We start from the raw sequence: 21120 nt of genomic DNA, 5'->3' as shown, positions 1-21120 counted from the left end.
CACCCCCGATTCGGTCAAACACTTTCTTCAAAAAAAGTTCATCGAGTCCAGTTTTTGGCAGTTTTCCGCCGCTTCTGGGTGGAAGTTTCATGAAAACCGATGAATCGTGCCCTCCGCGGTCGCTTCCCTTCAAACGGAAAGCAGGCGGTCCACACCCGCTTGCGCCCTTCAAGTCACCTTTGCGGAGGACTGGCCCGGCCTGTTCCCGTTTCTGGCTTCGGCGAGAAGGCGGATGACCTCTTCATCCTCGGTCTGGCGGAAGTCGCTGTAGTGCATGCCCACGGCATGAAATGGGTCGGGCGAGGCAAGACAGATGACCCGGTCGCACAACTCTGTCAGGGACGACAGTACATCTGCCGGCGCCAAAGGAACCGCGAGCACGACCTTCGCCGCCCCGGCCTTCGCTATGCCCTGCAGCGCCGCGCGAACCGTGCCGCCCGTAGCGATCCCATCGTCCACAACGATCACCGTACGCCCCGTGAGCGTGACAGGCGATCCGGTCCGGTAGAGTGCGCGGCGGCGCTCGATTTCGGCCAGCTCCCGCGCAATCTGCATATCGATGTAGTTGCGGGACGCCCCCACCATCCGCGCCAGCCCCTCATCGACTACGACTTGCGGCGAAACCCCGTCGACCAAGGCGCCGATGCCGTATTCCTCGTGCCCCGGCGCCCCGATCTTGCGAACCATCAGAATGTCCAACGGTGCGCCCAGCGCTTCAGCGACCTCGAAACCCACCGGCACGCCGCCACGCGGCAGGGCCAGCACCACCGGATCCTTGAAATCGAGGTCCCGCACCGCCCCGGCCAGCTTCCGCCCGGCTTCACGGCGATCCGTGAACAGAATCTGGCCGGTCATCGCATGTCTCCAAGATGGCCCCTGGACCATGCGCTGGCGGGAGCGAAGACCTGATCGAGCGCGCCGGGTTCCTCGAACAGATGGCCCGCGACCTGTAGGATCGTCATGTCGCTCTCGCAGTGCATGGCTTCATAAGCATCGGCGTTGAGTGCGATGAAGCGTCCGCCACGGGGGACGTCGACGGTAATGCGCGGGCCGTCTGCCCCAGCGTTCAGCGCAGCGGAGAGCGACGCCGCGTTCACAGCCCGAATGGCCAGGTTTCGGGGGCGCCGTGGGGCTTCTCGTGCCCCAGCGGCGTCACAGCCCGCGTTTCCTCGAACCAGACGAAAGCGTCGAACTGGTCGGCGATGACGGCTTCGAAGTAATGGCTCTGCCGCTCGGTCCCGGGCCGGTAGACCACGCCGATCGCGCGTTCGAGCAAGGTCTGCGAGAGCATTTCGCCAAGCGCCTTGCGCCGGGGGCCGCGCCAGTCGGTCAGACTGCGGGCAATGCCGGTGTGGCGGAAGGCTGCTTCCCAGCTGTCGTCGCGGGCCGGGCGCACCTGCATCACGCGCATGTCAGCGCCCCAGTCCGACGCGGCGGCGACAGTGCCCCGGTCGGTGCCGAAACCGATCAGGACCGCCTCGTCGCCGAAGGCCGCGCGCGAAAGTTCGCCGATGTTGAATTCGCCCTGCCAGCCCATCGCCGTGGCCGAGGCATTGCCGATATGCGAATTGTGCGCCCAGATCACCGCGCGCGCGTCCTCGCGGTGCGCCATGAGGCGCAGCAAGGTATCGAACATGTGCCGGTCACGCAGGTTCCAGCTCGCAGCCGAGCCACGGTACATCGCGCGGTAGTATTGCTCCGCCCCGCGCACGATCCGGGCGTTCTGCTCGGCGTCGAAGAAGGCCTCGCCGTCTTCCCGCATGTATTCCATGCGGCGGGCCAGCAGCCCCTCGAGCTGGGCCAAGACCGAATCCTCGCAGCCGCGCAGCGTACCGTGCTCCACCGCCCGGCCATAGTGCTGCGGTTCGTCCTGCCAGGGCATCAGGCAAGCGTAACGCTGCCGGGCCTCGGCGGCCGCATCCGGATCGTGAGCGTCGAGATAGGCGATCACCGCATGGATCGATTCGCTGAGCGAATAGACGTCGAGCCCGTGCATGCTCGCGCGCCTGTCTTCAGGCAGCGCCGCGTTGTGCCCGCGCAGCCAGTCTGCCAGAGCCAGCACTTCCTCGTTGCGCCACATCCAGGTGGGAAAACGCAGAAACGGCTCGCCCCGGCGCGGACGCGGCGCGCGGCACCGGACATAGGCATCGATGCGCGCGATATCCGGCCAGTCGCCCTCGACCGCGACGATGTTGAAGCCGTGCCGCTCGATCAGCCGACGCGTGATAGCCGCGCGCGCCGCGTAGAATTCATGAGTTCCATGTGTCGCCTCGCCCAGCAAGACCACGCGGGCATTGCCGAAACGCTCGAAAGCATCTGCGAAATCGGGCGCATCAGGACTGGGCAGGCGTTCCGCCGCGGCACGCAGGCCGTGGAGAAGGTCCGTCTCGCTCTCTGTCATCCGGCTCTGCATCGTCATGGGATGCTCCGCTCGGTTAGTTTGAGGCTTATTCTACGCCAGAGCTTCGTACCCCGCAATGTTTACCACTGGCGTCAGGCATCCCGGCTGACGGCGCAAGGTGTCTTTGCTACATCCCGCCGCGGTCCAGGCAGGCAGAAGGAAGCCGCGGTTGAAGCATGCCCCCCTTCGCGCAGGGCTGGCGCGCCTGTTCGCCGCCCTACTACTCCTGCTGGGTTCGGCGCCGCTCCTGGCCCGGGACGACGGATGGGCAACACGCGCACGGATCACCGCCAGATATCTCGACCGGCACTGGGGCGTAGCTGGCGGATGGGACGGCATCGAGCCCTGGCAACGCTTCGTCGCCGCCGACGTGCTGATCGACTATCGCAGGCGGACCGGTGACCGCCGGTGGGACCGCAAGATCACCGGTGCCGTGCGCAACCGCACCGGCCTTTCCGCCAACGACGACGACCTGTGGGCGGTCATCGCCAGCGTCCATGCCTGGTGGATCGGGCGCGACCCCGAACTGCTGGCCTATGCCGCCGCCACATACCGCCATGTCGTTACCACGTACTGGGACGATCACTGCGGCGGCGGGCTGTGGTGGGACCGGCGGCGAACCTACAAGAATGCGATCACCAACGAATTGCTCATCTATGCCTCTACACAGATGTTCCGTGCGACCGGACAGGCGAGCTACCGGGAATGGGCCTTGCGCGGCTGGTCGTGGTTCGCGCAGTCGTCGATGATCGGGCCCGACGGGCTGGTGAACGATGGCCTCGACGCGGATTGCCGCAATAACGGCCAGCCCCGTTTCAGCTACAATCAGGGCGTGCTGATCGGCGGCCTCAACGATCTGGCCGGGGTGACCGGAAATGCACACTACGACGAACTCGCGGTGCGGACGGCCATCGCCGCCATACGCGGTCTTTCAACGCCCGAAGGAATCCTCCACGAGCCCGTCGACGCAATCGGCTCGGACGGCCTCCTGTTCAAGGGCATATTCGCCTATCATCTCGGCCACCTTCTGGAGAGTCTGCCGGATGGTCCCGAGCGCCGAGAAATCATGGCATGGGTCCGCCAGAATGCCGGGGCAGTCTGGATCCAGAGCGCTTCGGGCAGGCAGCCGGTCAGCGGTGACTGGGCGGAAAGGAGCTTGCAAGTGGGCGCGGCGGCCCAGGTATCCGGTCTCGCCGTGCTGCTTGTCGCGGGAGATCGCCCGCCACTCCGGTGATGGTCAGGAAAGGCTGGCGCAGCCGCTAGAGCGTACCGTTATCCTTCGCCAACCGCCCGGCAGCACTGCCAGTATCATGCCTCGCGCAGTTCAGCACCGTTCGCGAGAAACCAGCGATAGGTCTCGCGCACGCCGTCTTCCAGTGCAATGCGCGCTTTCCACCCCATCGCCTCGAGCCGGGAGCTGTCCATCAGCTTGCGCATCGTCCCATCAGGCTTGCTCGCATCAAAGCCGATGCGCCCCGAATAGCCGGTAACCTGCGCGATGAGGTGCGCCAGTTCGCCAATTGTGACGTCCTCGCCATAGCCCACGTTGATGTGGCTGAGCATCGTCTCGGTATTTGCCGCGTAGGTTTCCTTGTCGAGGTCAAGCACGAAGAGCGAGCCTTCCGCCATGTCGTCGACGTGCAGGAATTCGCGCCGGGGCGTCCCCGTTCCCCAGATCACGACCTCCTCGAGACCTTCCTGCGCCGCAGCGTGGAACCGCCGCAAAAGCGCGGGCAGGACATGCGAATTGACAGGATGGAAATTGTCGCCGGGACCATAGAGGTTGGTCGGCATCACGCTGCGATAGTCGGTGCCGTACTGGCGATTATAGCTTTCGCACAGCTTGATTCCGGCGATCTTGGCAATCGCATAGGGCTCGTTGGTGGCTTCCAGCGGTCCTGTCAGCAATGCGCTCTCCCGGATCGGCTGCGCCGCCTCGCGCGGATAGATGCATGAGGACCCCAGGAACAGGAGCCGCTCCACACCCGCCGCGAAAGCCTCGTTCACCACGTTGCATTCCATCATCAGGTTCTCGAAGATGAACTGCGCAGGATAGGTGTTGTTAGCATGGATGCCACCCACCTTGGCCGCAGCCAGGACCACCGCGTCGGGCCTTTCGGACGCCATGAACGCGCGCACCGCCTGCTGGTCCAGCAGATCCAGTTCGGCCCGCGTGCGCACCACGAGTTCATCCCCCCGTTCTCGCAACTTGCGCGCGATCGCACCGCCCACCATGCCGCGATGGCCTGCAACGAAAACCTTCATTGACATGCCTTTCAGAGCTCCAGCGAGACAGGCATGGTCAGACCATGCTGCTTTAGCAGCGCATGGCGCCGGGCCGCCTTGAGATCTTCGGCCACCATTTCCACGCACATTTCCTGCGCGGTGATCTGGGGCGTCCAGCCCAGCTTTTCCTTCGCCTTGGTCGGATCGCCCAGCAGCGTTTCGACTTCGGCCGGGCGATAATAGCGCGGATCGATGCGCAGGATCACGTCGCCTACCGCCACGCACGCGGCGATATCGCCCTCGATTGCTGCCACGACGCCGACTTCCTCGGTGCCTTCGCCTTCGAAAGCCAGGGTGATGCCCAGTTCGGCCGCCGACCACTGGATGAACTCGCGCACCGAGTATTGGACGCCCGTGGCGATCACGAAATCCTCGGGGTGGTCCTGCTGCAGCATCATCCACTGCATGCGCACGTAATCCTTGGCATGCCCCCAGTCGCGCAGGGCATCGATGTTGCCCATGTAGAGGCAGCTTTCGAGGCCCTGGCTGATGTTGGCCAAGCCCCGCGTGATCTTGCGGGTTACGAAAGTCTCGCCGCGACGCGGGCTCTCGTGGTTGAACAGGATGCCGTTGCATGCATACATGCCGTAGGCCTCACGGTAGTTGACCGTGATCCAGTACGCATAGAGCTTGGCCACCGCATAAGGCGAACGCGGGTGGAACGGTGTCGTCTCGCGCTGCGGGATTTCCTGAACGAGGCCGTAGAGTTCAGAAGTCGATGCCTGGTAAAAACGCGTCGTCTTCTCCAGCCCGAGAAAGCGGATCGCCTCGAGCAGGCGCAGCGTTCCGATACCGTCGACATCGGCGGTATACTCGGGCGCCTCGAAACTCACTGCAACGTGACTCTGTGCGCCCAGATTATAGACCTCGTCCGGCCCGATCGCGGAGATCAGGCGAGTGAGATTGGAAGTGTCGCTCAGGTCGCCGTAGTGCAGATGGAAGTCGGCGCTCTCAACATGAGGGTCGGCGTAAATATGATCGATGCGCTGGGTATTGAAAAGCGAGGCGCGGCGCTTGATGCCGTGGACCTCGTAACCCTTTTCGAGAAGGAATTCTGCAAGGTAGGAACCGTCCTGTCCGGTAACCCCTGTAATGAGGGCCTTTTTCTTCACCATGCTAACACCAAAGCCTTTTCAAAGTGGGATGGGCCGCTCTAGCCGAGATGGCCGTCAACTGCCACCCGGATAGGCCGGGAACAATCGGGACTTACCCGAAAATAAGCTCGAAGCTCTTGAGGCAAACGGCATCGCCATATTTACGATCTCGATCGATCATCCACCACACCGGTGGCATCTCGCAACTCCTTCGGCAGAGTTAGCTCAATAGCACAGATCGTTCGTCGCCAGGCCAAACGGAGAGGCCCTGGACAACTCATTTCTTCATGCCACGATTGACCTGTCGGCACGCAACTCCTTCGCAACGTGACGGAGCCAACGTTCTCCGGAAACCCAAGATTACAGGGGGAGAAGGCCACCTTCCGCAGAAGGTGGCGCGCCGGGCAGGATGAAGATGAGAACTGGGTGGTCGTGATCGGCACATGAGCGCGAAGGCTAAATGTCGGCAAAGCCGGACGATCCGGAACGTCTCTTCCCGGAGGATGATCGGCGCAAGTAGCCGTTCGCTCAGCCAATAGCATGATGCCTTCGAAGCCCCTGGCACAGAAGCTTCGCCATCAGCTGAATATCAAGGGATCACTCACCCCATGGCTGCCGTCCTCGAAGCGGCCGGCGAGTCTTGAGCTGAACCCGGATCCGGTTACCTCGAAGTCGTACCAGCGCTGCGTCTCGGCGGCAGACCAGCGCAGCCGCTGCTTCGTGCCTGCCTCGATGCCGAGTTTGCGCGGCGTGTTCACCCCATAGCGGTCGGCGCCGACATTCAGTTCCAATGATGCAGGTCCAGGATTGCTGAATGCCAGAACCAGGGCTTGCCCGGCCAGATCGTAGCGGGCGGCCAGCAAGGGCAGCATTTCTGCTCGGTCCGCCGTGAAGGACCGCCGGAAGCCGTTGGGCCCGAGAACCAGAATATCGAAGCCCTGCTCGCCCTTTGGACGCCAGATGTCGGCAAGCTGCTTGCCAGCTTCCACGCAATAGCGCCGGGGCAGCCGGTCGAGGCGGTGCTTGTCGTAAACTTGGAAGACGGCACCCACCATGCCTTCGTTGATGAAATGCAGCGTGACAGTGCCGGTTTCGGGATTGGGCTCGACATCGACATGCAACACGTACGGCAATGCGCGCGAGCGGCGCAGGCCCTGTTCCTGAAGCGGGTGCGCGCCGTTACGGGGCGGCAGGATCTTCGGGCGCTGCAGATGAAGGGCGAGCGCTTCCTTCGAGCCGGTTGCATCCGGCAGTCGCGGAAAGGCCCGGTCCGCTTCCGTGCGAAAATCGAAGCATGAGGTCAGATCGCCGCACATCGCGCGGTGCCATGGGCTGATCGCCGGAATGGTGACGCCGAAGCGCGCTTCGAGGAAGCGGCCGACCGAGGTGTGGTCGAAGGTCTCCGAATTGACCCAGCCACCCTTGCTCCACGGTGAGACCACATACATCGGCACGCGCGGCCCCAGCCCCCAGGGACGCGTGGTGCCGGTGATCCCATCGTCGCGCGAGGTGTACTTGTCCTCGTGATCGTCGAAGTATTCGCCGTCGAGCGGGAATGTCGCCTTGCCCGCAAATGTCCCGTCCGCATTGATGGAAGGCGGCGCGGGCGGCGGCACATGGTCGAACAGGCCGTCGTTCTCGTCGAAGGTCTGGAAGAACACCGTGCTGGCCCAGACGTCGGGATTGGCGGTGAGCGCATCGAGCACGCGCGCCGTGAATTCGGCGCCTTCAATCGGCGTGGAGGCGGAAGGATGCTCGGACCATTCCCTCGGCGGCAACACCCATGACACGGCAGGCAAGGTGCCGTCCTTCACATCCCGTTCGAGCTGTTCCAGCGACCAGTGCCGCATCCCGCGCTCATAAAGTGCCTCGCCCGGCTTGCAGGTGCGGAAACCCTCGAAGGCGAGGCCGCCATGCATCGCGCCGGTCCAGTTATCGTTGGGGTCCTGATAGATGCGCCAATCGATACCCTGCTGCTCCAGCACTTCGGGGATCGTCGCCCATTCAAGCGCGTTGCCGGCGTAAGTATAGCCCGGTTCGGGCAAGGCACCCTTGATCCAGCAGCGCAGGTTGTTGGGCTCGGACTTGTCGTCGCGGCAATTGACGCCGCGTTCGCGCTCGCGCGGATCGAAGCTGGAGCCGGACCAGAAGACGATGCGGTTGGGGTCGGTGCCCGATGTGACCGAGCAGTGATAGGCATCGCAGATGGTGAAGGCTTCGGCCATCGCGAACTGGAAAGGAATGTCCTCGCGCCCGAAATAGCCCATCGAATAGTCGGTCTTGTACTTGGGCCAGAGGCCGAAGTTGCCCTGGTTCCACGCCGCCTGCGCATCCGCGAAGGAATGTGGCGTGCCGGGGACTTTCATGGCATTGGTCGCCTCGGTATCAAGATGGAACGGCGGCAACACCCCCGCGCCGTTCAACTGGTCCCAGACCGTACGCCCATCCGGCAGCGGCACCGTGTGCCGGTCGCCGAACCCGCGCACGCCCTTCATCGTCCCGAAGTAGTGATCGAAGGAGCGGTTCTCCTGCATCAGGATGACGACGTGCTTCACGTCCTTGATCGTGCCGGTGACGCGCCGCGCCGGGATGGCCAGCGCCCGCCCGATGCTCGCGGGGAAAGACGCGGCGGTGCCGAGCACGCCGGCAGCCTTGAGGAAGTCACGCCTGTTGTTCGTCACCATGGATCGTCTCCTGCGGGAAAGGGTCAGAGAAAACGCCGCCGCAAGCGGGCGGAAATCTGGTCGAGCGTCAGCACCACCAGGAAAATGGCGATCAGGATCGTGCCGACGTGGCCGTATTCGTACATGTCGTAGCGGCCCTTCAGCTCCTGCCCGATGCCCCCGGCGCCGACGAGGCCGATCACCGTGGCCATGCGGACATTGCGGTCGAGCACGTAGAGCGTCGCGCCGATATATTGCGGCAGGGCCTGCGGCAGCACCGCCAGGCGCCAGACCGCGAGCCGTCCGCCACCGATCGCCGCCAGCGCCTCCTGCGGACGGCGGTCGGCGTTCTCCGTGTCGTCGGCGTAGAACTTGCCAAGCACGCCCACCGCATGCAGGCCAAGCGCCATGAAACCGGCAATCGGACCGAAGCCGTAAGCGATCACGAGAAACAGCGCGCTGATCAGTTCGGGCAAGGCGCGCAGAAAGCTCACCAGCGAACGGGCCAGAAACCGCACGGCGCCAAGCGGCATGACATTGCGGGCGCTGAGCAGGGCCAGCGGCAGGCCCAGGATCATGCCGATCAGCGTGCCCCAAAGTGCGATTTCCAGCGTCTCGATAACCTTGATGGCGACATGGCCGATATAACCGAGCGGCTGGACCAGATAAGTCCGGGTAACCGGCCGCTCCGTCATCTCCAGCGTTTCGGGATCGAGCGTCTTCTCGCTGGCGCGCACCTCTTCCAGATAGGAGAAAGGCGGCAGATGGGCGGGATCAAAGTTCGCGATGCGCGAAACCTCCTGCCGGTCCGAAACCTGCAGCGGGAACAGGCGCGCGAAGACATTGCCCCCGTCCCCGGCCTTTTCACCCAGCAGCGCGGCGCCGGTCAGCGACAGCATCCGTCCGGCCTCGACGCGTCCCCCGGTGTAGAAAAGCAGCGCCGCCGCCGCGATCAGGATCAGCAGGCTACGCGCGCCGAACGGCTGCGGATAGGTCCAGCCGGGGGCGCTGCCGATGGGAGCGGCGGCTTTCATACCGCCTCCCGCAGCGGCACGGGTGCGTGCGGTTCGGCGGTGTCATCGCGGGCATAGATGGCCGCGACGTCCCTTGCGTTGAGAGCTTCGGGCGGCCCATCGAAGATCACGCGCCCCCGGTGCAGCGCGACGATCCGGTCGGCAAAGGCACGGGCGAGATCGAGCTGGTGCAGGCTGCACAGCACCGTAGCGCCCCGCTCGCGCGCCTGCGCCTTGAGCAGTTCGAGCACCTCGCGCCCGAGTGCCGGGTCCAGACTGGCCACCGGCTCGTCGGCCAGAATGACCACCGGGTCGAGCATGAAGGCACGCGCCAATCCGAGGCGCTGCTGCTGGCCGCCCGAAAGCTGTTCGGCCCGGCGGCGCAGGTGCGCTTCGTCCAGCCCCACCGCCTTCAGCAGATCGCAGACCTTGCGCTTCGTGGCCGCCGGATAGACGCCCGTCAGGACCCGCCAGAGCGGAAGAACCGAAACCGCTCCGGCCATGACATTGGCAGCGCCACTCGCGCGCGGGACGAGGCCGAAGTGCTGGTGCACCATGGCAATCCGGCGGCGCAGTGCCGGAAGCGAGGTCTTGCCAACCGGCTGGCCGTCGATGCGGACCTGTCCACTCGTCGGCACCTCCAGCCCGTTGACGCAGCGCAGCAGGGTGGACTTGCCTGCCCCGGAATGGCCAAGCAGGACGCAGAACTGTCCGGCCGGAACGGTCAGGTCGACCTCGCGCAAGGCCGTGGTTCCGTCGGGCCATACTTTGCCGATGTTGCGGAACTGGATTTCCATGGCCCGTCCCCTCAGCGCTCGGCCGACTTCTTGAGGATTTCGCCTTTCAGCTCATCGCTCACCAGCGCCATCTTGCGCGCCGCATCGTCGAAGCGCTCCGCCGGGAAGGCTGCGTCATAACCATCGACCTGCTTGCCGCCGTAGCCACGGATCATTTCGGGGCGAATACTCGGTGCCTTGGCCACATCCGCGAAGGCCTGACGCAGCTTCGTCTTGAGCGCCCCGGGCAGCTTGTTGTTCATGACCAGCGGCGGATAGGGAATGGGCTCACTGCGCGCGACAACCTGCACGTTCTCCACGCCCGGGACGCCTTCGCGCACCGCCTTTTCGAAGGAATCGAACGAAAGCGCCGCCGCATCGACACGCTTTTCCAGCAGAGCCGCCAGACTGTTGGCATGGCTGCCCGTGAGCCGCAGGGCGCCAAGCTCCGTTACCGGATCGAGCTTCGCCTCGACCAGCATGGCCACCGGAATGACGAAAGAGGACGTGGAGTTCACGTCGCCCAGCGCTAGGCTCCGGCTGCGAAGGTCGCTAATCGCGTGGACAGGGCCATCCTTGCGCGCGAAAATGCCGGCGTAGTATTCGGACTTGCCGTTCTCCACCGCCACGGCCAGCAGCTCTGCGCAGCCGCGCTCCCTGGCCTGCAGGTAAGTGACGGGCCCGACAAAGGCGACATCCGCCGTGCCATTGCACAGCGCCTCGACGACAGCGCCGTAGGACTGCGCCACCTTGAGGTCGAAATCGATCCCGGCGGTCTGGCCGACCGCCTGAAACACGGGCTTGTAGTCCGCCAGCGTCCCGCTTTCGGTGCCGCCGTCGGCGGGGATCAGCAGGACATGAAGCGGCGGGGCCTGATCCGCATTCTTCCCGGCCGAACAGGCCGCCAGACCGGCCAGCACCGCTACCGCCAGCGCCCGAGCAAAGATCCTTCGCATTATCGTTCCCCCTGAACCGCGCACAGGCGCGCGCCGGTCGCTAGGCGGTCGGCATGACAGGAAGGTGAAGGTCGGTGAGAGACGGGAAAGATGGACACGGCGGCTCCGCAAATCGATCCGGGCGGAACAGCTCCCGCCCGGATCTCCACGAGGCTCAGAAGCTGGTGGTGTAAGAGAAGAACACGCTGCGCGGTTTGCCTTCGAACGGATAGCCGAAGTAGTAGTCCGGGTCGCTCGTGGTCATCTCGCCGCGAATGAAAGCCGAACTGAAGCGCATGTTGCCGTAGCCGTAACGCTCGGCATACTTCTCGTCGAAGATGTTCACGAAGCGCAACTGGAAGCGGTGCTGCTTCTCTTCGCCCGCCCAGAACGCGATCGAACCGTTCACGACGAGGTAGTTGCCGAAATTGTGGCGCAGGCTGCCGCCGATACCGCCCGTCGCATATTCCGGCCCTTGGTAGCGCGGGAACAGGTTGACGTGGAAACGGTCATCCGGCGAGCTCCAGGCGGCAGTGCCCTGGATCATGTATTCCGGCGTCTCGTTGATCTGCAGGTCCGATCCCTTGAGATGGGCCTTCTGGCGCGTGTAGCCGAGGTTGAAGGTCCACTGTTTGCCGATCGCCAGGTTCAGGTCCGCGGTCAGGCCACGGATCTGGGTAACGGCGGTGTTGTTGTAGTACGTGTTCGGCGTCAGGCCCGAAGTGGACTGGATGCGGTTGGTGATGTCGGTGTGGAAGATCCCGGCCTCACCGCTGATGCTGACATCGCCGAAGGTCTTCGCGAAACCGATCGCGCCGTTGTAGGTTTCGGTCGATTCCGGCTTCAGGTCGGGATTGCCGATGCGGTCCACGGTATCCATGAACAACTCGTTCGTCTTGGGCAGGCTGTACGACGTACCGCCATTGGCGCGAACGTAGAAAGCCCCGATCGGCTGACGCAGGCCGAACTTCCAGATGAACTTGGAGTCGAACGCCTTCGAGAAGTCGACGCGGCCGGCAAGGCTGACCTTGGTGTTCGGGCTGAACGGCAGCGTCGGCCGCACGTCAAGATAGACACCGGTGGTCGTGTTCCATTCATGGCTGATCGGGAACACGGGATCGGAGTCGTTGCGGTAGGACGTGCGCTGCACCCCGAAGACCGCTTCACCGACATTCGGCAGCATCAGCGTGTTGCGCAGGTTCATGCCGTATTCCATGAACGCGCTGACCTTGGAGTCCTTTCCGAAGCCCTTGTTGGGATAGGGAATGGAGCGGCCGGTCGCGTCACCGAAGGCGATGGCGGCGCCGGTCGCGGGATCGATGCAGCCCTCCGCCTGGCGGCAGACTTCGGCGTACGTCTCGGTGTTGTTGAGCTTGGGGTTGCTCCAGTAGGCCGAGAACTCGGTCAACAGCTTGTCCGACCAGCGATGCGTGATGCTGCCGTCGATGATCGGGTAGCGCACGCGGTTGGGCGAGATGACCTCGTTGTCCGGGAAAGCGTCGTCGAATTCGATCTGCGTGTACTGGCCGTTCAGGCGGATTTCGGTCGCATCGCTCGGCTTGAACAGGAACTTCATGCCGACATTGGTGCGGTTCAGCGGATAGGTGTGAATGGCCCCGGCCGCAGCGACGTTGTCGACGAAGTCGTCAGGATTGAACAGGCGCGGACCATCGGTGTCCTGCATGCTGCCATAGACCATGGCGCTGATGCGGCCTTCGCTGTCGAGTGCGGCGCGGGCGTTACCCCACAGTTCGCGCGAGTTGAACGAGCCGTAGCTGGCGCCGAGTTCAACCTTGTTCGTACCGTCGGGACGCTTGGTGACGATGCTCACCACGCCGATGCCGCCGTTCGAGCCGAAGAACAGGCTGTTACCGCCGCGGAACACCTCGACGCGCTCGATCATGTGCGGGTCGATCGTCGTCGTGCCCCAGATTTCCTCGAGCGCCGGGCCACGGTCGTAGAGCGGCACGCCGTCGAGCACGACCAGCGTGTCGCGGTCCCCGCCGCCATCGAGACGGATCGTATATTCGCCTTCGTCGGGCGAGTAGCCGACGTTGGCGCCCTTGATCAGGAACTGGGCGAGTTCGGCGAAGTTGCTGGCGCCGCTGGCCTCGATCTGCTTGGCGTCGACGATCTGGACATAGTTGCCGAATTCGACGGCCTCTTCGGCGACCTGCGTGGCTTCGACCGCCTGGCCGGTCACGACGATGGTCGAGGGATCGGCCGCCGAGTCAGCGTCGCTTGCTGCGTCCGCCGCGCGGGCCGGAGCCGCGCAGAGCAGAGCGCCCGTCGCCGCCGATGCCAGAATGTACGTCAGTTGATGTTTGAATCGCGTGTTCACCGATCATGCCCCCGCAAAGGAAAAGGTTTCTCGCGCAGCGTCCCGGCTTTGCCGTCCCCCGTACCCGAGCGGAGGCTCGGCGGTGGCGGTTCCGGCACTGCGATGCCGGGGACCTAGAGATTCGATGTGACAGTTGAGTGAATGTTTCTCAATTTATGAAACATTAAACATGAGCAATATGCATAAATGGTTGAGCAAAATGCCCTCAAACCCACGCGTTTCCGAGGCCTGAAAGACCTTTTCCAAAATTGAGTTTCACTCATGTCTGGCCAGAAAGAGTTTGAGCATCCATAGTCGGATGCAACGAATCCCCGGAAGGTCCCTGCATGGCCAGCACGTCGAAAACACAGAGCGGCCGAGCCGGTCAGGCCGATACCCGGCCGGTCGAAAACGCCCTTGGCCGCATCAGGATCGCGCTGCCGACCATGGCCAAGAGCGCGCAGCGAATCGCCGAATTCATTCTCGAGCGGCCCGAAGACATTGTCGGCATGTCGGTGACCGAACTGTCCGAAGCGACCGGCGTCAGCGAAGGCAGCGTGATCAACTTCTGCCGCAACATCGGCCTGTCCGGCTTCCAGCACATGAAGCTGAGCCTAGCGCAGGAGATCGTCCAGCCGGTCCAGTTCATCCACGAAGACCTCGACCGCAGCGACGACATGGAAACCGTCTGCCGCAAGGTCTTCCATTCGGGCATTCAGGCGCTGCGCGATTCGCTCTCGGTGCTCGATCCCGTCGCACTGTCCCAGGCAGTCGAGGCTGTCCGGGGCGCAAAGCGGGTGGAAATCTACGGCATCGGTTCCTCTGCCCCGATCGCCGAAGACACGCATTACCGGATGTTGCGGATCGGGCTCGACGCCCGCGCGGTCACGGACAGCCACGTCCAGGCCATCAGCGCCTCGCAATGCAGCCCCGAAGTCGCGACGATCACCATCTCGCACAGCGGCGCTACGCACGAAACCGTCATCGCCACGAAACTGGCCAAGGAAGCCGGCGCAAAGACGATCGTCGTCACCAATTTCGCGCGTTCGCCGATACAGGCCTATGCCGACGTCGTGCTGTTCACGATGGCCCGCGAAACGCGGTTCCGCACCGAGGCCATGACCAGCCGGATCGCGCAGCTTTGCGTCATCGACGCGCTGATCGCCGGGCTTGCGCTGGCCGATTACGATCACGCGACCGACGTGCTCAAGAAGACGTTCGACGTCCTCTCGATCAAGCGTTTCTGAGCTTACGCGGCGACCGGCTCCAGCAGGTCGAGCAGGCTGAGGTGCGAGGCGCCGCCGATCAGGATCGGCCTGATGCCCAGCCGCGCGGCCCCTTCCCCATCCGTTTCCGGATTGTCGCCGATCATCACCGCCTCTTCCGGCGTGATCGCCAGCCCCTCGCACGCCCGCTCGAAAAGCATGGGACAGGGCTTCCCCGCCACCCAGGGCTCCACGGACCGTTCGTCCACGCAGGCCAGCAAGGCTGCCAGCAGCGCGCCGGTCTCCGGCACCACACGGCCATAAGGCCCAGGGTGCGTGCGATCAGCATTGGCGACGATCAGGCGCGCTCCCTGCCGCAAGGCATTGGCCGCCCTTTCCAGCTTCCTATAGGTGAAATGCGCATCGCGCATGAGGACCACGGCCTCGGGATTGTCCTGCACCACGCGCAATCCCAGCGATCGGGCAAAGCCGCGCATCCTCGGCGCCGCACACAGCATCACCCGCGAGACACCTGATCGCGCGACGCTGCGCAGGGCCTCCACCCCCGCGAGGAATATCCTGTCCGATGGGAGGGCGACCCCGTGCCCGGCAAGGATCTCCCCGAGATCGGCCGGCAGGTGGGTCGAATTGTTGGAAACGATCGCCACCCGGTCGGCATTCTGGGTGATGAACTGTTTCGCGCCCGGCAGAATACGGTTGTTCACGGCGATGCAGCCGTCCCAATCCAGGAGGACCCCTCTGGCCGCACTGAGCATTCGACGTTCAACGGAACCGATTTCAACACGCTGCTCGAGGGACAAAACCTACTCCTCCTGGCCGCCAGGCCGCTCAGTGCCCTACACTCATTATTGATGTCAACATTATGTGAATATTTCTCATTCTCTACGGAGGTAAGGTGTTCGAGTAGCAAAGGAAGGGGGGCGCACATCTACTTCGACAATAGCGGTGGCTCACTTCGTACATCGAGCACCGCAGAGCGGGCGCGAAAATCGTTGGACGGCGGTACCGGTATGGGAGATTGTGGCGGACAAACGCTTTCACGACCAAATCTGGTTGCGAGATGGCATTTTTGGGGGCGCAAAGCCGCCCTGTCGAAATCTGATGAATGGAAGGCAGGTATAAGGAAGTCCCGATTGGCTTTTGAACGTCGGGTCTGTTGGCGGCAGTGGACGCGGCGTCCGTGTCTTCTTGAGCCGGCGGCTGCGGACCATATTGCAACGTTCGCTTCTGGCGGCGTGAACGTCGCAATCTGAAAAGAGCAGTCATTCGGGTTATGTCAGGCTGGCCGGTGGGATCCGCCGACAGAGCCGTCGTTCCTGGCGATGATGCGCGTCGCTGAAAGCCGCTATCAGTTCAGCTCGCCAAGGCCCTCACTTGGCCCAACGGGACACCAGCGCTTTCCTCGGTGAAGCTTAGCGCGACCAGGCCGACAAGACACGCTGCCATCATGACATAGGCAGGGATAAGCGGATCGCCGGTCCAGCTAATCAGCCAGGAATTGAAGGCAGGTGCCGTCCCGCCGAATAACGAGGTGGACACATTGTAGGCCAGCGCAAAGCCTGCGAAGCGCACCGGCGTCGGGAAGAAGGCCGGAAACGTCGCCGAGATCGTCGCAAGCTGCGGCACGTAGAACAGGCCGAGGACGGCAAAGCCGATCACCGCGCTCACCGTCCCGAGGCCGATCACGTGATAGAGCGGGATCGCGCCGATCAGCAGCCCGATCAGGGAAAAGCGCCAGAGCGGCTTGCGGCCCAGCCGGTCGGACAGGGCACCGGCAAAGGGCAGCAGCACCATCATGAACAGCATCCCCGCAATCGGCACGATCAGCGCAGTGTCGGTGGACAGATGCAGCCTGCGCTCCAGATAGGTCGGCATATAGCTGAGCAGGGTATAGTTCACGACATTGAGCGCGATGACGAGGCCGCTCATGGCCAGCAGCGGCCGCCGGTAGCGTGTCAGCAGATGGCGGAATTCGACCGGCGCCGAAGCTTCCTGCTCGTGGTGCTCCTCGAGTTCGCGGAACAGCGGCGTCTCGGCCATGCGCGAACGCAGGTAGACGCCGACGAGGCCCAGCGGTCCGGCCAGCAGGAACGGCAGGCGCCAGGCCCAATCCTGCATCGCCTGATCGCCCAGCCACAGCGAGAAACCCAGCATCAGCAGCGCCCCGGCCGAAAATCCCGCAAGCGTGCCGACTTCGAGGAAGCTGCCGTAGAAGCCCCGGTGCCTGTCCGGCGCGTATTCGGCCATGAAGATCGCCGCGCCGCCGTATTCCCCGCCGGTCGAAAACCCCTGCACCATGCGCAGCACGATCAGCAGCAGCGGCGCCCATGGCCCGATCGTTGCGTATGAAGGCAGCAGGCCGACACCGACCGTGGCACCCGCCATCATGATGATTGTCGCGCCCAGCACCGCCTTGCGCCCATAGCGGTCGCCCAGCGGTCCCCAGAACAGCCCGCCCAGAGGACGGACGAGAAACGAGATCGCGAATGTCGCCAGCGCGAACAGCGTCGCCTCACCCGCCGCGCCGGGGAACAGCGCTGCGGCAATGTAGGTCACGCCATAGGCATAAATGCCATAGTCGAACCATTCGGTGGCGTTGCCGATGGCGGATGCGGCGATGGCACGGTGAATTACACCGGGCGGTGTCGCTTCAGGATGGCCACTGGGGACTTCGGCGCCGATGCCGGGCTGATGATCATGGTGGTGGGTCAAGAAAGACTCCGTAGGTCGTCGGGGCCGTCGTCCGGCGCCACCGGATCGAGCGATGCGGACACGGCCGTCGTGCGCGGCAGGATGACGTAGTCCTCCTGCAGGGCGATCGGGACCGGCCGCGACCGGGTCTGCCGCCACAGGCCGAAGCCGAGCGCGCTTCCCGCGCACAGGGCGATGAAGAGGAAGAGGCCCTTTGCTCCCAGCAGCGCGATTGCGGTGGAACCAGCAAGCGGACCAATCACCGCGCCCAGCGAATAGAGCAGGACCAGCCCGCTGCTCGCGGCAACACGCTGCTCGGCGGCCAGATGGTCGTTGGTATGCGCCACGCAGAGCGGATAGAGCGCGAAGCAGAGCCCACCGAACAGCGCGCCCAGCCCCAGCAGAACGGGACCCGGGCGGCCGAGCAGCGCGATCGCAAGGCTTGCGGCGAATGCGCCGGCAAAGCTGAACACGATCACCTTGCGCCTGTCCATCCGGTCGGAAAGCCGTCCCAACGGCCATTGCAATGCCACGCCACCAAGGATCACTATGCTCATGAACAGCGCCGTGGCCGAAAGGTTCATGCCCAGCCTGCGGGCATAGACCGCGCCCAGCGCATAGAAGGCGCCGATCATCACGCCGGTCATGCACACGCCGATGATGCCCAGTGGCGAAACCCTGTACAGTTCGCGGAAATGCAGAGCGGCGCCCTCATCAGGCGGAGGCGCGACGATATGCGTCAGCACGACCGGGATCGAGGCGAGCGTTATCAGGATGGAGGCGACCAGCAGCGGCATGGCCGGGTTCGTATCGCCAAGGCCGAGCAGGAACTGGCCCAGCGCCTGCCCGCTGTAGAGCGCGATCATATAGCCGGCCAGGACCGCCCCGCGCGTTTCGGGCTTAGCCCGCTCGTTCAGCCAGCTTTCGATGCAGACGTAAACACCCGCGAGGCAGAAACCGTCGGTGAAGCGCAGCAGGCCCCACAGCAATACGTCGCGGTATACCGCATAGACGAGCGTGCTGGCGCTGACCACGGCCACGAAGGCGGCGAAGGCGCGGATATGGCCCACGCGCCGGACCAGCGCGGGCGCGCGCAGCGATCCTATGACCAGTCCCGCAAAATAAGCGGTGCCGACAAGGCCGATCGGCAGCGCCCCGCTGCCTGCGCGTTCCAGCCGGACGCTGACCAGCGTATTCATGAAACCGCCTCCCGCCATCAGCATGAAGATGGCGATCAGGAGGCTGCGGACGGGAAGGATGGCCTGGAGCATGGGGACAGGGTGAATTGGGAAGAGACCGGACGCAACACCTGTGCCCGGCCCATCCCCTCCAATCAGGCCGCAGCGAGGTCCGGCCGCGCGGACATTTCGATCAGGGCCCCGTGCAGCGCCTGAACGGCCTTGTCGAAATCCTGCGAGGCGACGATGAACTGCACATCCACATTGCGGATCTGGTGCTGCATCGCGATCATGCCGATGCCAGCCTCGGCCAGCGCCGTCAGCGCCCGCGGAACCAATCCCGCCTCGGACAGATCGCTGCCGATGACCGAAACCATCGCGACCGGCTGCGTCGTGATCGCGGCGCCGGGATGGGCGGCCTCGAGATCGGCAATGATACGTGCCATCTGCGCGGCGTCGGTACCGCTCAGGTAATGGGTGATGGTATTGGCGTTGGAACTCTTGCTGACGATCCAGGCGCGGTGCTTCGTCAGCACTTCCAGGATCGCGGCGTCGTAGCCCTTCTCGCCGACCATGTCCTGTTCGAAGAACTGCAGCGCCTGCATCGAGGCCAGGCCGGTCACGATCTCCACACGGGGCTTGTCGGAAACATAGTCGCCCCGGATCAGCGTGCCCTCGTCGTAGCGGTCGAAGGTGTTGCGCACGCGCAGCGGAATCCCCGACTGGCGCAGGCCCCGCCCGGCGCGTGGATGGATCGCTTCCATGCCGAGGTTCGCGAGCTGGTCAGCCACGTCGTAGTTGGTGCGGCCGATCTTGCGGGCCTTCTGTTCGCCCACAAGACGCGGATCGGCGCTGGAAAGATGGAATTCCTTGTGAATGATCGCCTCGCGCGCGCCGGTCAGCACGGCAATGCGCGAGAAGGTCATCTCCGAATAGCCGCGCGCATAGCGGCGCACCATGCCGCCTTCGCAGCCCGCATAACCGGTAACGATCGGCATCTGCGTGGCGAGATCGAGCGGTTCGAACGCCTCGCGGATACGGTCGTCGAGGCTCACCAGATCCTCGTGGTTCCACACCGTGAGATCCACGAAGACCGCATTGACCCCGCGGTCGCGCAGCAAGAGCGCGGCCGAATGCGCGGAATGGGCCTCGCCCAGCCCCGCGAGCATTTCGCGCACGGTGATCATCTGTTCCTTGAGGCAGAACCGTCCGTGCGCGCGGAGCCGGTCGAGATCGTCGAGGCAGGCTTCGAGAGCCGCCACGCGCTGTGCTACGAAGCGATCCGCTTCCTCGCGACTTTCGGGGCGCGCGAACATGTCGGCATTGCGGCTCCACATCGCGCCCAGCACGTCGGCCAGCGCCGTGCGCCAGGCACCGGGCGTTTCATTACCCGCGAAATGGGCATAGACGCCGGGCGCGCCCGTCTTCTTGTGCTCGAGCAGCAGGTCGGTCATCCCGGCATAGGCCGAGACGACGAAGATCCGATTGTAGAGGCCGCCGCCGCTGCGCCCAGCGATCAGCACATTGTCGAAGACGGTCGAAGTGGCCGCCATCGATGTGCCGCCGATTTTTTCGACAGAGTGCGATCCGTTCATGCCCCTGCTCCCGCTTCCTGGCCTTCGAGATGGCCTGCCACCGGCACGATCGGTTCTGCATCGCGCGCGGCGATGAAGCCGGGGCGCGGCTTGCGCGCAGCAAAGGGCGCGGCCAGCCGGTTGCTCACCGCGTTGAACACGAAGAACGCGTTCGACCGCGGGAACGGTGTAATGTTGCCGTTCGATCCGTGCATCACGTTGCAGTCGAACACGACCACCGTGCCGGGCTTGCCGGTCGGCGCCACGATACCGTGCCTGTGCGCCAGTTCGGCGAGGCTGTCCTCATCGGGCACGCCGTATTCCTGCTTGCGCAGCGAGTGCTTGTAGTGATCGTCCGGCGTCTCGCCGACGCAGGTCACATAGACCCGCTGCGATCCGGGAATGACCATCAGCGGCCCGTTGTTGGGCGTGTTTTCCGCCAGCAGCACTGACATCGACAGCGCCCGCATGCGCGGCATGCCGTCTTCGGCATGCCAGGTTTCGAAGTCGGAGTGCCAGTAGAACTCCTTGCCCTCGAAGCCCGGTTTGTAGTTGAGCCGCGACTGGTGGATGTAGACCTCGTCGTCGAGCAGGTAGCTGGCGACACCGGCCAGACGCTCATCGGCCGCAAGCCGGGCGAGCATGGCGCTCTGGCCATGAATTTCGAAAATCGAGCGAACTTCGCGGCTGCCCCGTTCGGTAATCACGGTCTCGTCCTTGAGGCCCGCCGGATCGCTCAGGAGACGGCCCATTTCAGCCTGCAAAACGGCGATTTCCGCTTCCGAGAACAGGCCTTCGAGAACGAGGTAGCCATCGCGGTCGAACTGTTCGATCTGCCCGGCGGTCAGCGGCGCACCTGGCTCCCAGGCGCGGCGCGCAACGGGTTCCTGGCGGGCGAGCAGCTCCGGCTCGCCCGAGCATCGGGTCGGATAAAGATCCTGCATATCTGTCCCCCTGTGCCGT

Annotated in this window: 17 protein-coding genes; 2 read left to right on the top strand and 15 right to left on the bottom strand. The window is 64.1% G+C overall.

All coding sequences use genetic code 11. The annotated features are described in order from the left end of the window. Nucleotides 1-168 precede the first annotated feature (168 nt). From MTR64_RS19265 to MTR64_RS19255, 3 genes are read right to left on the bottom strand one after another with little or no spacing between them, the layout of a single operon-like run. Entirely contained in the window at nt 169-855 is a 687-nt protein-coding gene (locus MTR64_RS19265; protein WP_243996166.1) for a phosphoribosyltransferase, read from the bottom strand. Next, complete coding sequence (locus MTR64_RS19260) at nt 852-1097, bottom strand: hypothetical protein (RefSeq protein WP_243996165.1); 246 nt, start codon at nt 1095-1097, stop codon at nt 852-854. The genes MTR64_RS19265 and MTR64_RS19260 overlap by 4 nt, the downstream gene beginning before the upstream one ends. Further along, the gene (locus MTR64_RS19255) at nt 1094-2419 is read right to left on the bottom strand and encodes an erythromycin esterase family protein (protein WP_243996164.1); all 1326 of its coding nucleotides are present in this window, start codon (nt 2417-2419) and stop codon (nt 1094-1096) included. The genes MTR64_RS19260 and MTR64_RS19255 overlap by 4 nt, the downstream gene beginning before the upstream one ends. 151 nt (nt 2420-2570) lie before the next feature. Between MTR64_RS19255 and MTR64_RS19250 the strand changes: the two genes are divergently transcribed. After that, nucleotides 2571-3635, top strand: a complete 1065-nt coding sequence (locus tag MTR64_RS19250) for a glycoside hydrolase family 76 protein (RefSeq protein WP_243996163.1) — start codon at nt 2571-2573, stop codon at nt 3633-3635. Between the two features lie 74 nt (nt 3636-3709). On the opposite strand, the gene fcl is transcribed toward MTR64_RS19250, so the two are convergent. The 7 genes from fcl to MTR64_RS19215 all read right to left on the bottom strand — a co-directional run bounded on the left by fcl (nt 3710) and on the right by MTR64_RS19215 (nt 13509). Further along, the gene (fcl, locus tag MTR64_RS19245) at nt 3710-4666 is read right to left on the bottom strand and encodes a GDP-L-fucose synthase (RefSeq protein ID WP_327194294.1); all 957 of its coding nucleotides are present in this window, start codon (nt 4664-4666) and stop codon (nt 3710-3712) included. An 11-nt stretch (nt 4667-4677) separates the two neighbouring features. Further along, nucleotides 4678-5802, bottom strand: coding sequence for a GDP-mannose 4,6-dehydratase (gene gmd / locus MTR64_RS19240; RefSeq protein WP_243996161.1), 1125 nt, complete (start codon nt 5800-5802; stop codon nt 4678-4680). Nucleotides 5803-6359: 557 nt separating this feature from the next. Next, on the bottom strand, nt 6360-8465 hold the full coding sequence (locus tag MTR64_RS19235; RefSeq protein WP_243996160.1) for a phosphocholine-specific phospholipase C: 2106 nt from the start codon (nt 8463-8465) through the stop codon (nt 6360-6362). 23 nt (nt 8466-8488) lie between these two features. Next, entirely contained in the window at nt 8489-9478 is a 990-nt protein-coding gene (gene phnE, locus MTR64_RS19230; protein ID WP_243996159.1) for a phosphonate ABC transporter, permease protein PhnE, read from the bottom strand. Continuing rightward, a complete protein-coding gene (locus MTR64_RS19225) occupies nt 9475-10254 on the bottom strand; it encodes a phosphonate ABC transporter ATP-binding protein (protein ID WP_243996158.1) in 780 nt (259 codons plus the stop codon). Before MTR64_RS19225 ends, phnE begins: the two co-directional genes overlap by 4 nt. An 11-nt stretch (nt 10255-10265) precedes the next feature. Then, on the bottom strand, nt 10266-11189 hold the full coding sequence (locus MTR64_RS19220; RefSeq protein ID WP_243996157.1) for a phosphate/phosphite/phosphonate ABC transporter substrate-binding protein: 924 nt from the start codon (nt 11187-11189) through the stop codon (nt 10266-10268). A 154-nt stretch (nt 11190-11343) separates the two neighbouring features. Next, the gene (locus MTR64_RS19215) at nt 11344-13509 is read right to left on the bottom strand and encodes a TonB-dependent receptor plug domain-containing protein (RefSeq protein WP_243996156.1); all 2166 of its coding nucleotides are present in this window, start codon (nt 13507-13509) and stop codon (nt 11344-11346) included. A 326-nt stretch (nt 13510-13835) separates the two neighbouring features. Between MTR64_RS19215 and MTR64_RS19210 the strand changes: the two genes are divergently transcribed. Then, nucleotides 13836-14735 (top strand): MurR/RpiR family transcriptional regulator, encoded by a 900-nt coding sequence (locus MTR64_RS19210; RefSeq protein ID WP_243996155.1) that lies wholly within the window; start codon nt 13836-13838, stop codon nt 14733-14735. A gap of 2 nt (nt 14736-14737) precedes the next feature. Here MTR64_RS19210 and MTR64_RS19205 read toward each other — a convergent pair whose 3' ends face one another. The 5 genes from MTR64_RS19205 to thpD form a co-directional block, all read right to left on the bottom strand. After that, nucleotides 14738-15469, bottom strand: coding sequence for an HAD-IIA family hydrolase (locus MTR64_RS19205; RefSeq protein WP_268741028.1), 732 nt, complete (start codon nt 15467-15469; stop codon nt 14738-14740). Between the two features lie 598 nt (nt 15470-16067). Further along, the gene (locus MTR64_RS19200; RefSeq protein ID WP_243996168.1) at nt 16068-17396 is read right to left on the bottom strand and encodes an MFS transporter; all 1329 of its coding nucleotides are present in this window, start codon (nt 17394-17396) and stop codon (nt 16068-16070) included. A 26-nt stretch (nt 17397-17422) separates the two neighbouring features. After that, on the bottom strand, nt 17423-18676 hold the full coding sequence (locus tag MTR64_RS19195) for an MFS transporter (RefSeq protein ID WP_243996153.1): 1254 nt from the start codon (nt 18674-18676) through the stop codon (nt 17423-17425). Between the two features lie 62 nt (nt 18677-18738). Further along, nucleotides 18739-20178 (bottom strand): aspartate kinase, encoded by a 1440-nt coding sequence (locus MTR64_RS19190; RefSeq protein ID WP_243996152.1) that lies wholly within the window; start codon nt 20176-20178, stop codon nt 18739-18741. Continuing rightward, nucleotides 20175-21101: an ectoine hydroxylase gene (gene thpD, locus MTR64_RS19185; protein WP_243996151.1), complete on the bottom strand. Its 927-nt coding sequence runs from the start codon at nt 21099-21101 to the stop codon at nt 20175-20177. The genes MTR64_RS19190 and thpD overlap by 4 nt, the downstream gene beginning before the upstream one ends. Nucleotides 21102-21120: the final 19 nt, after the last annotated feature.

The sequence above is a fragment of the Novosphingobium album (ex Hu et al. 2023) genome (assembly GCF_022832385.1).
Lineage (GTDB): Bacteria > Pseudomonadota > Alphaproteobacteria > Sphingomonadales > Sphingomonadaceae > Novosphingobium > Novosphingobium album.
The sequence above is the reverse complement of the archived record's forward strand: the minus strand, read 5'-3'. Positions and strand labels throughout refer to the sequence as shown.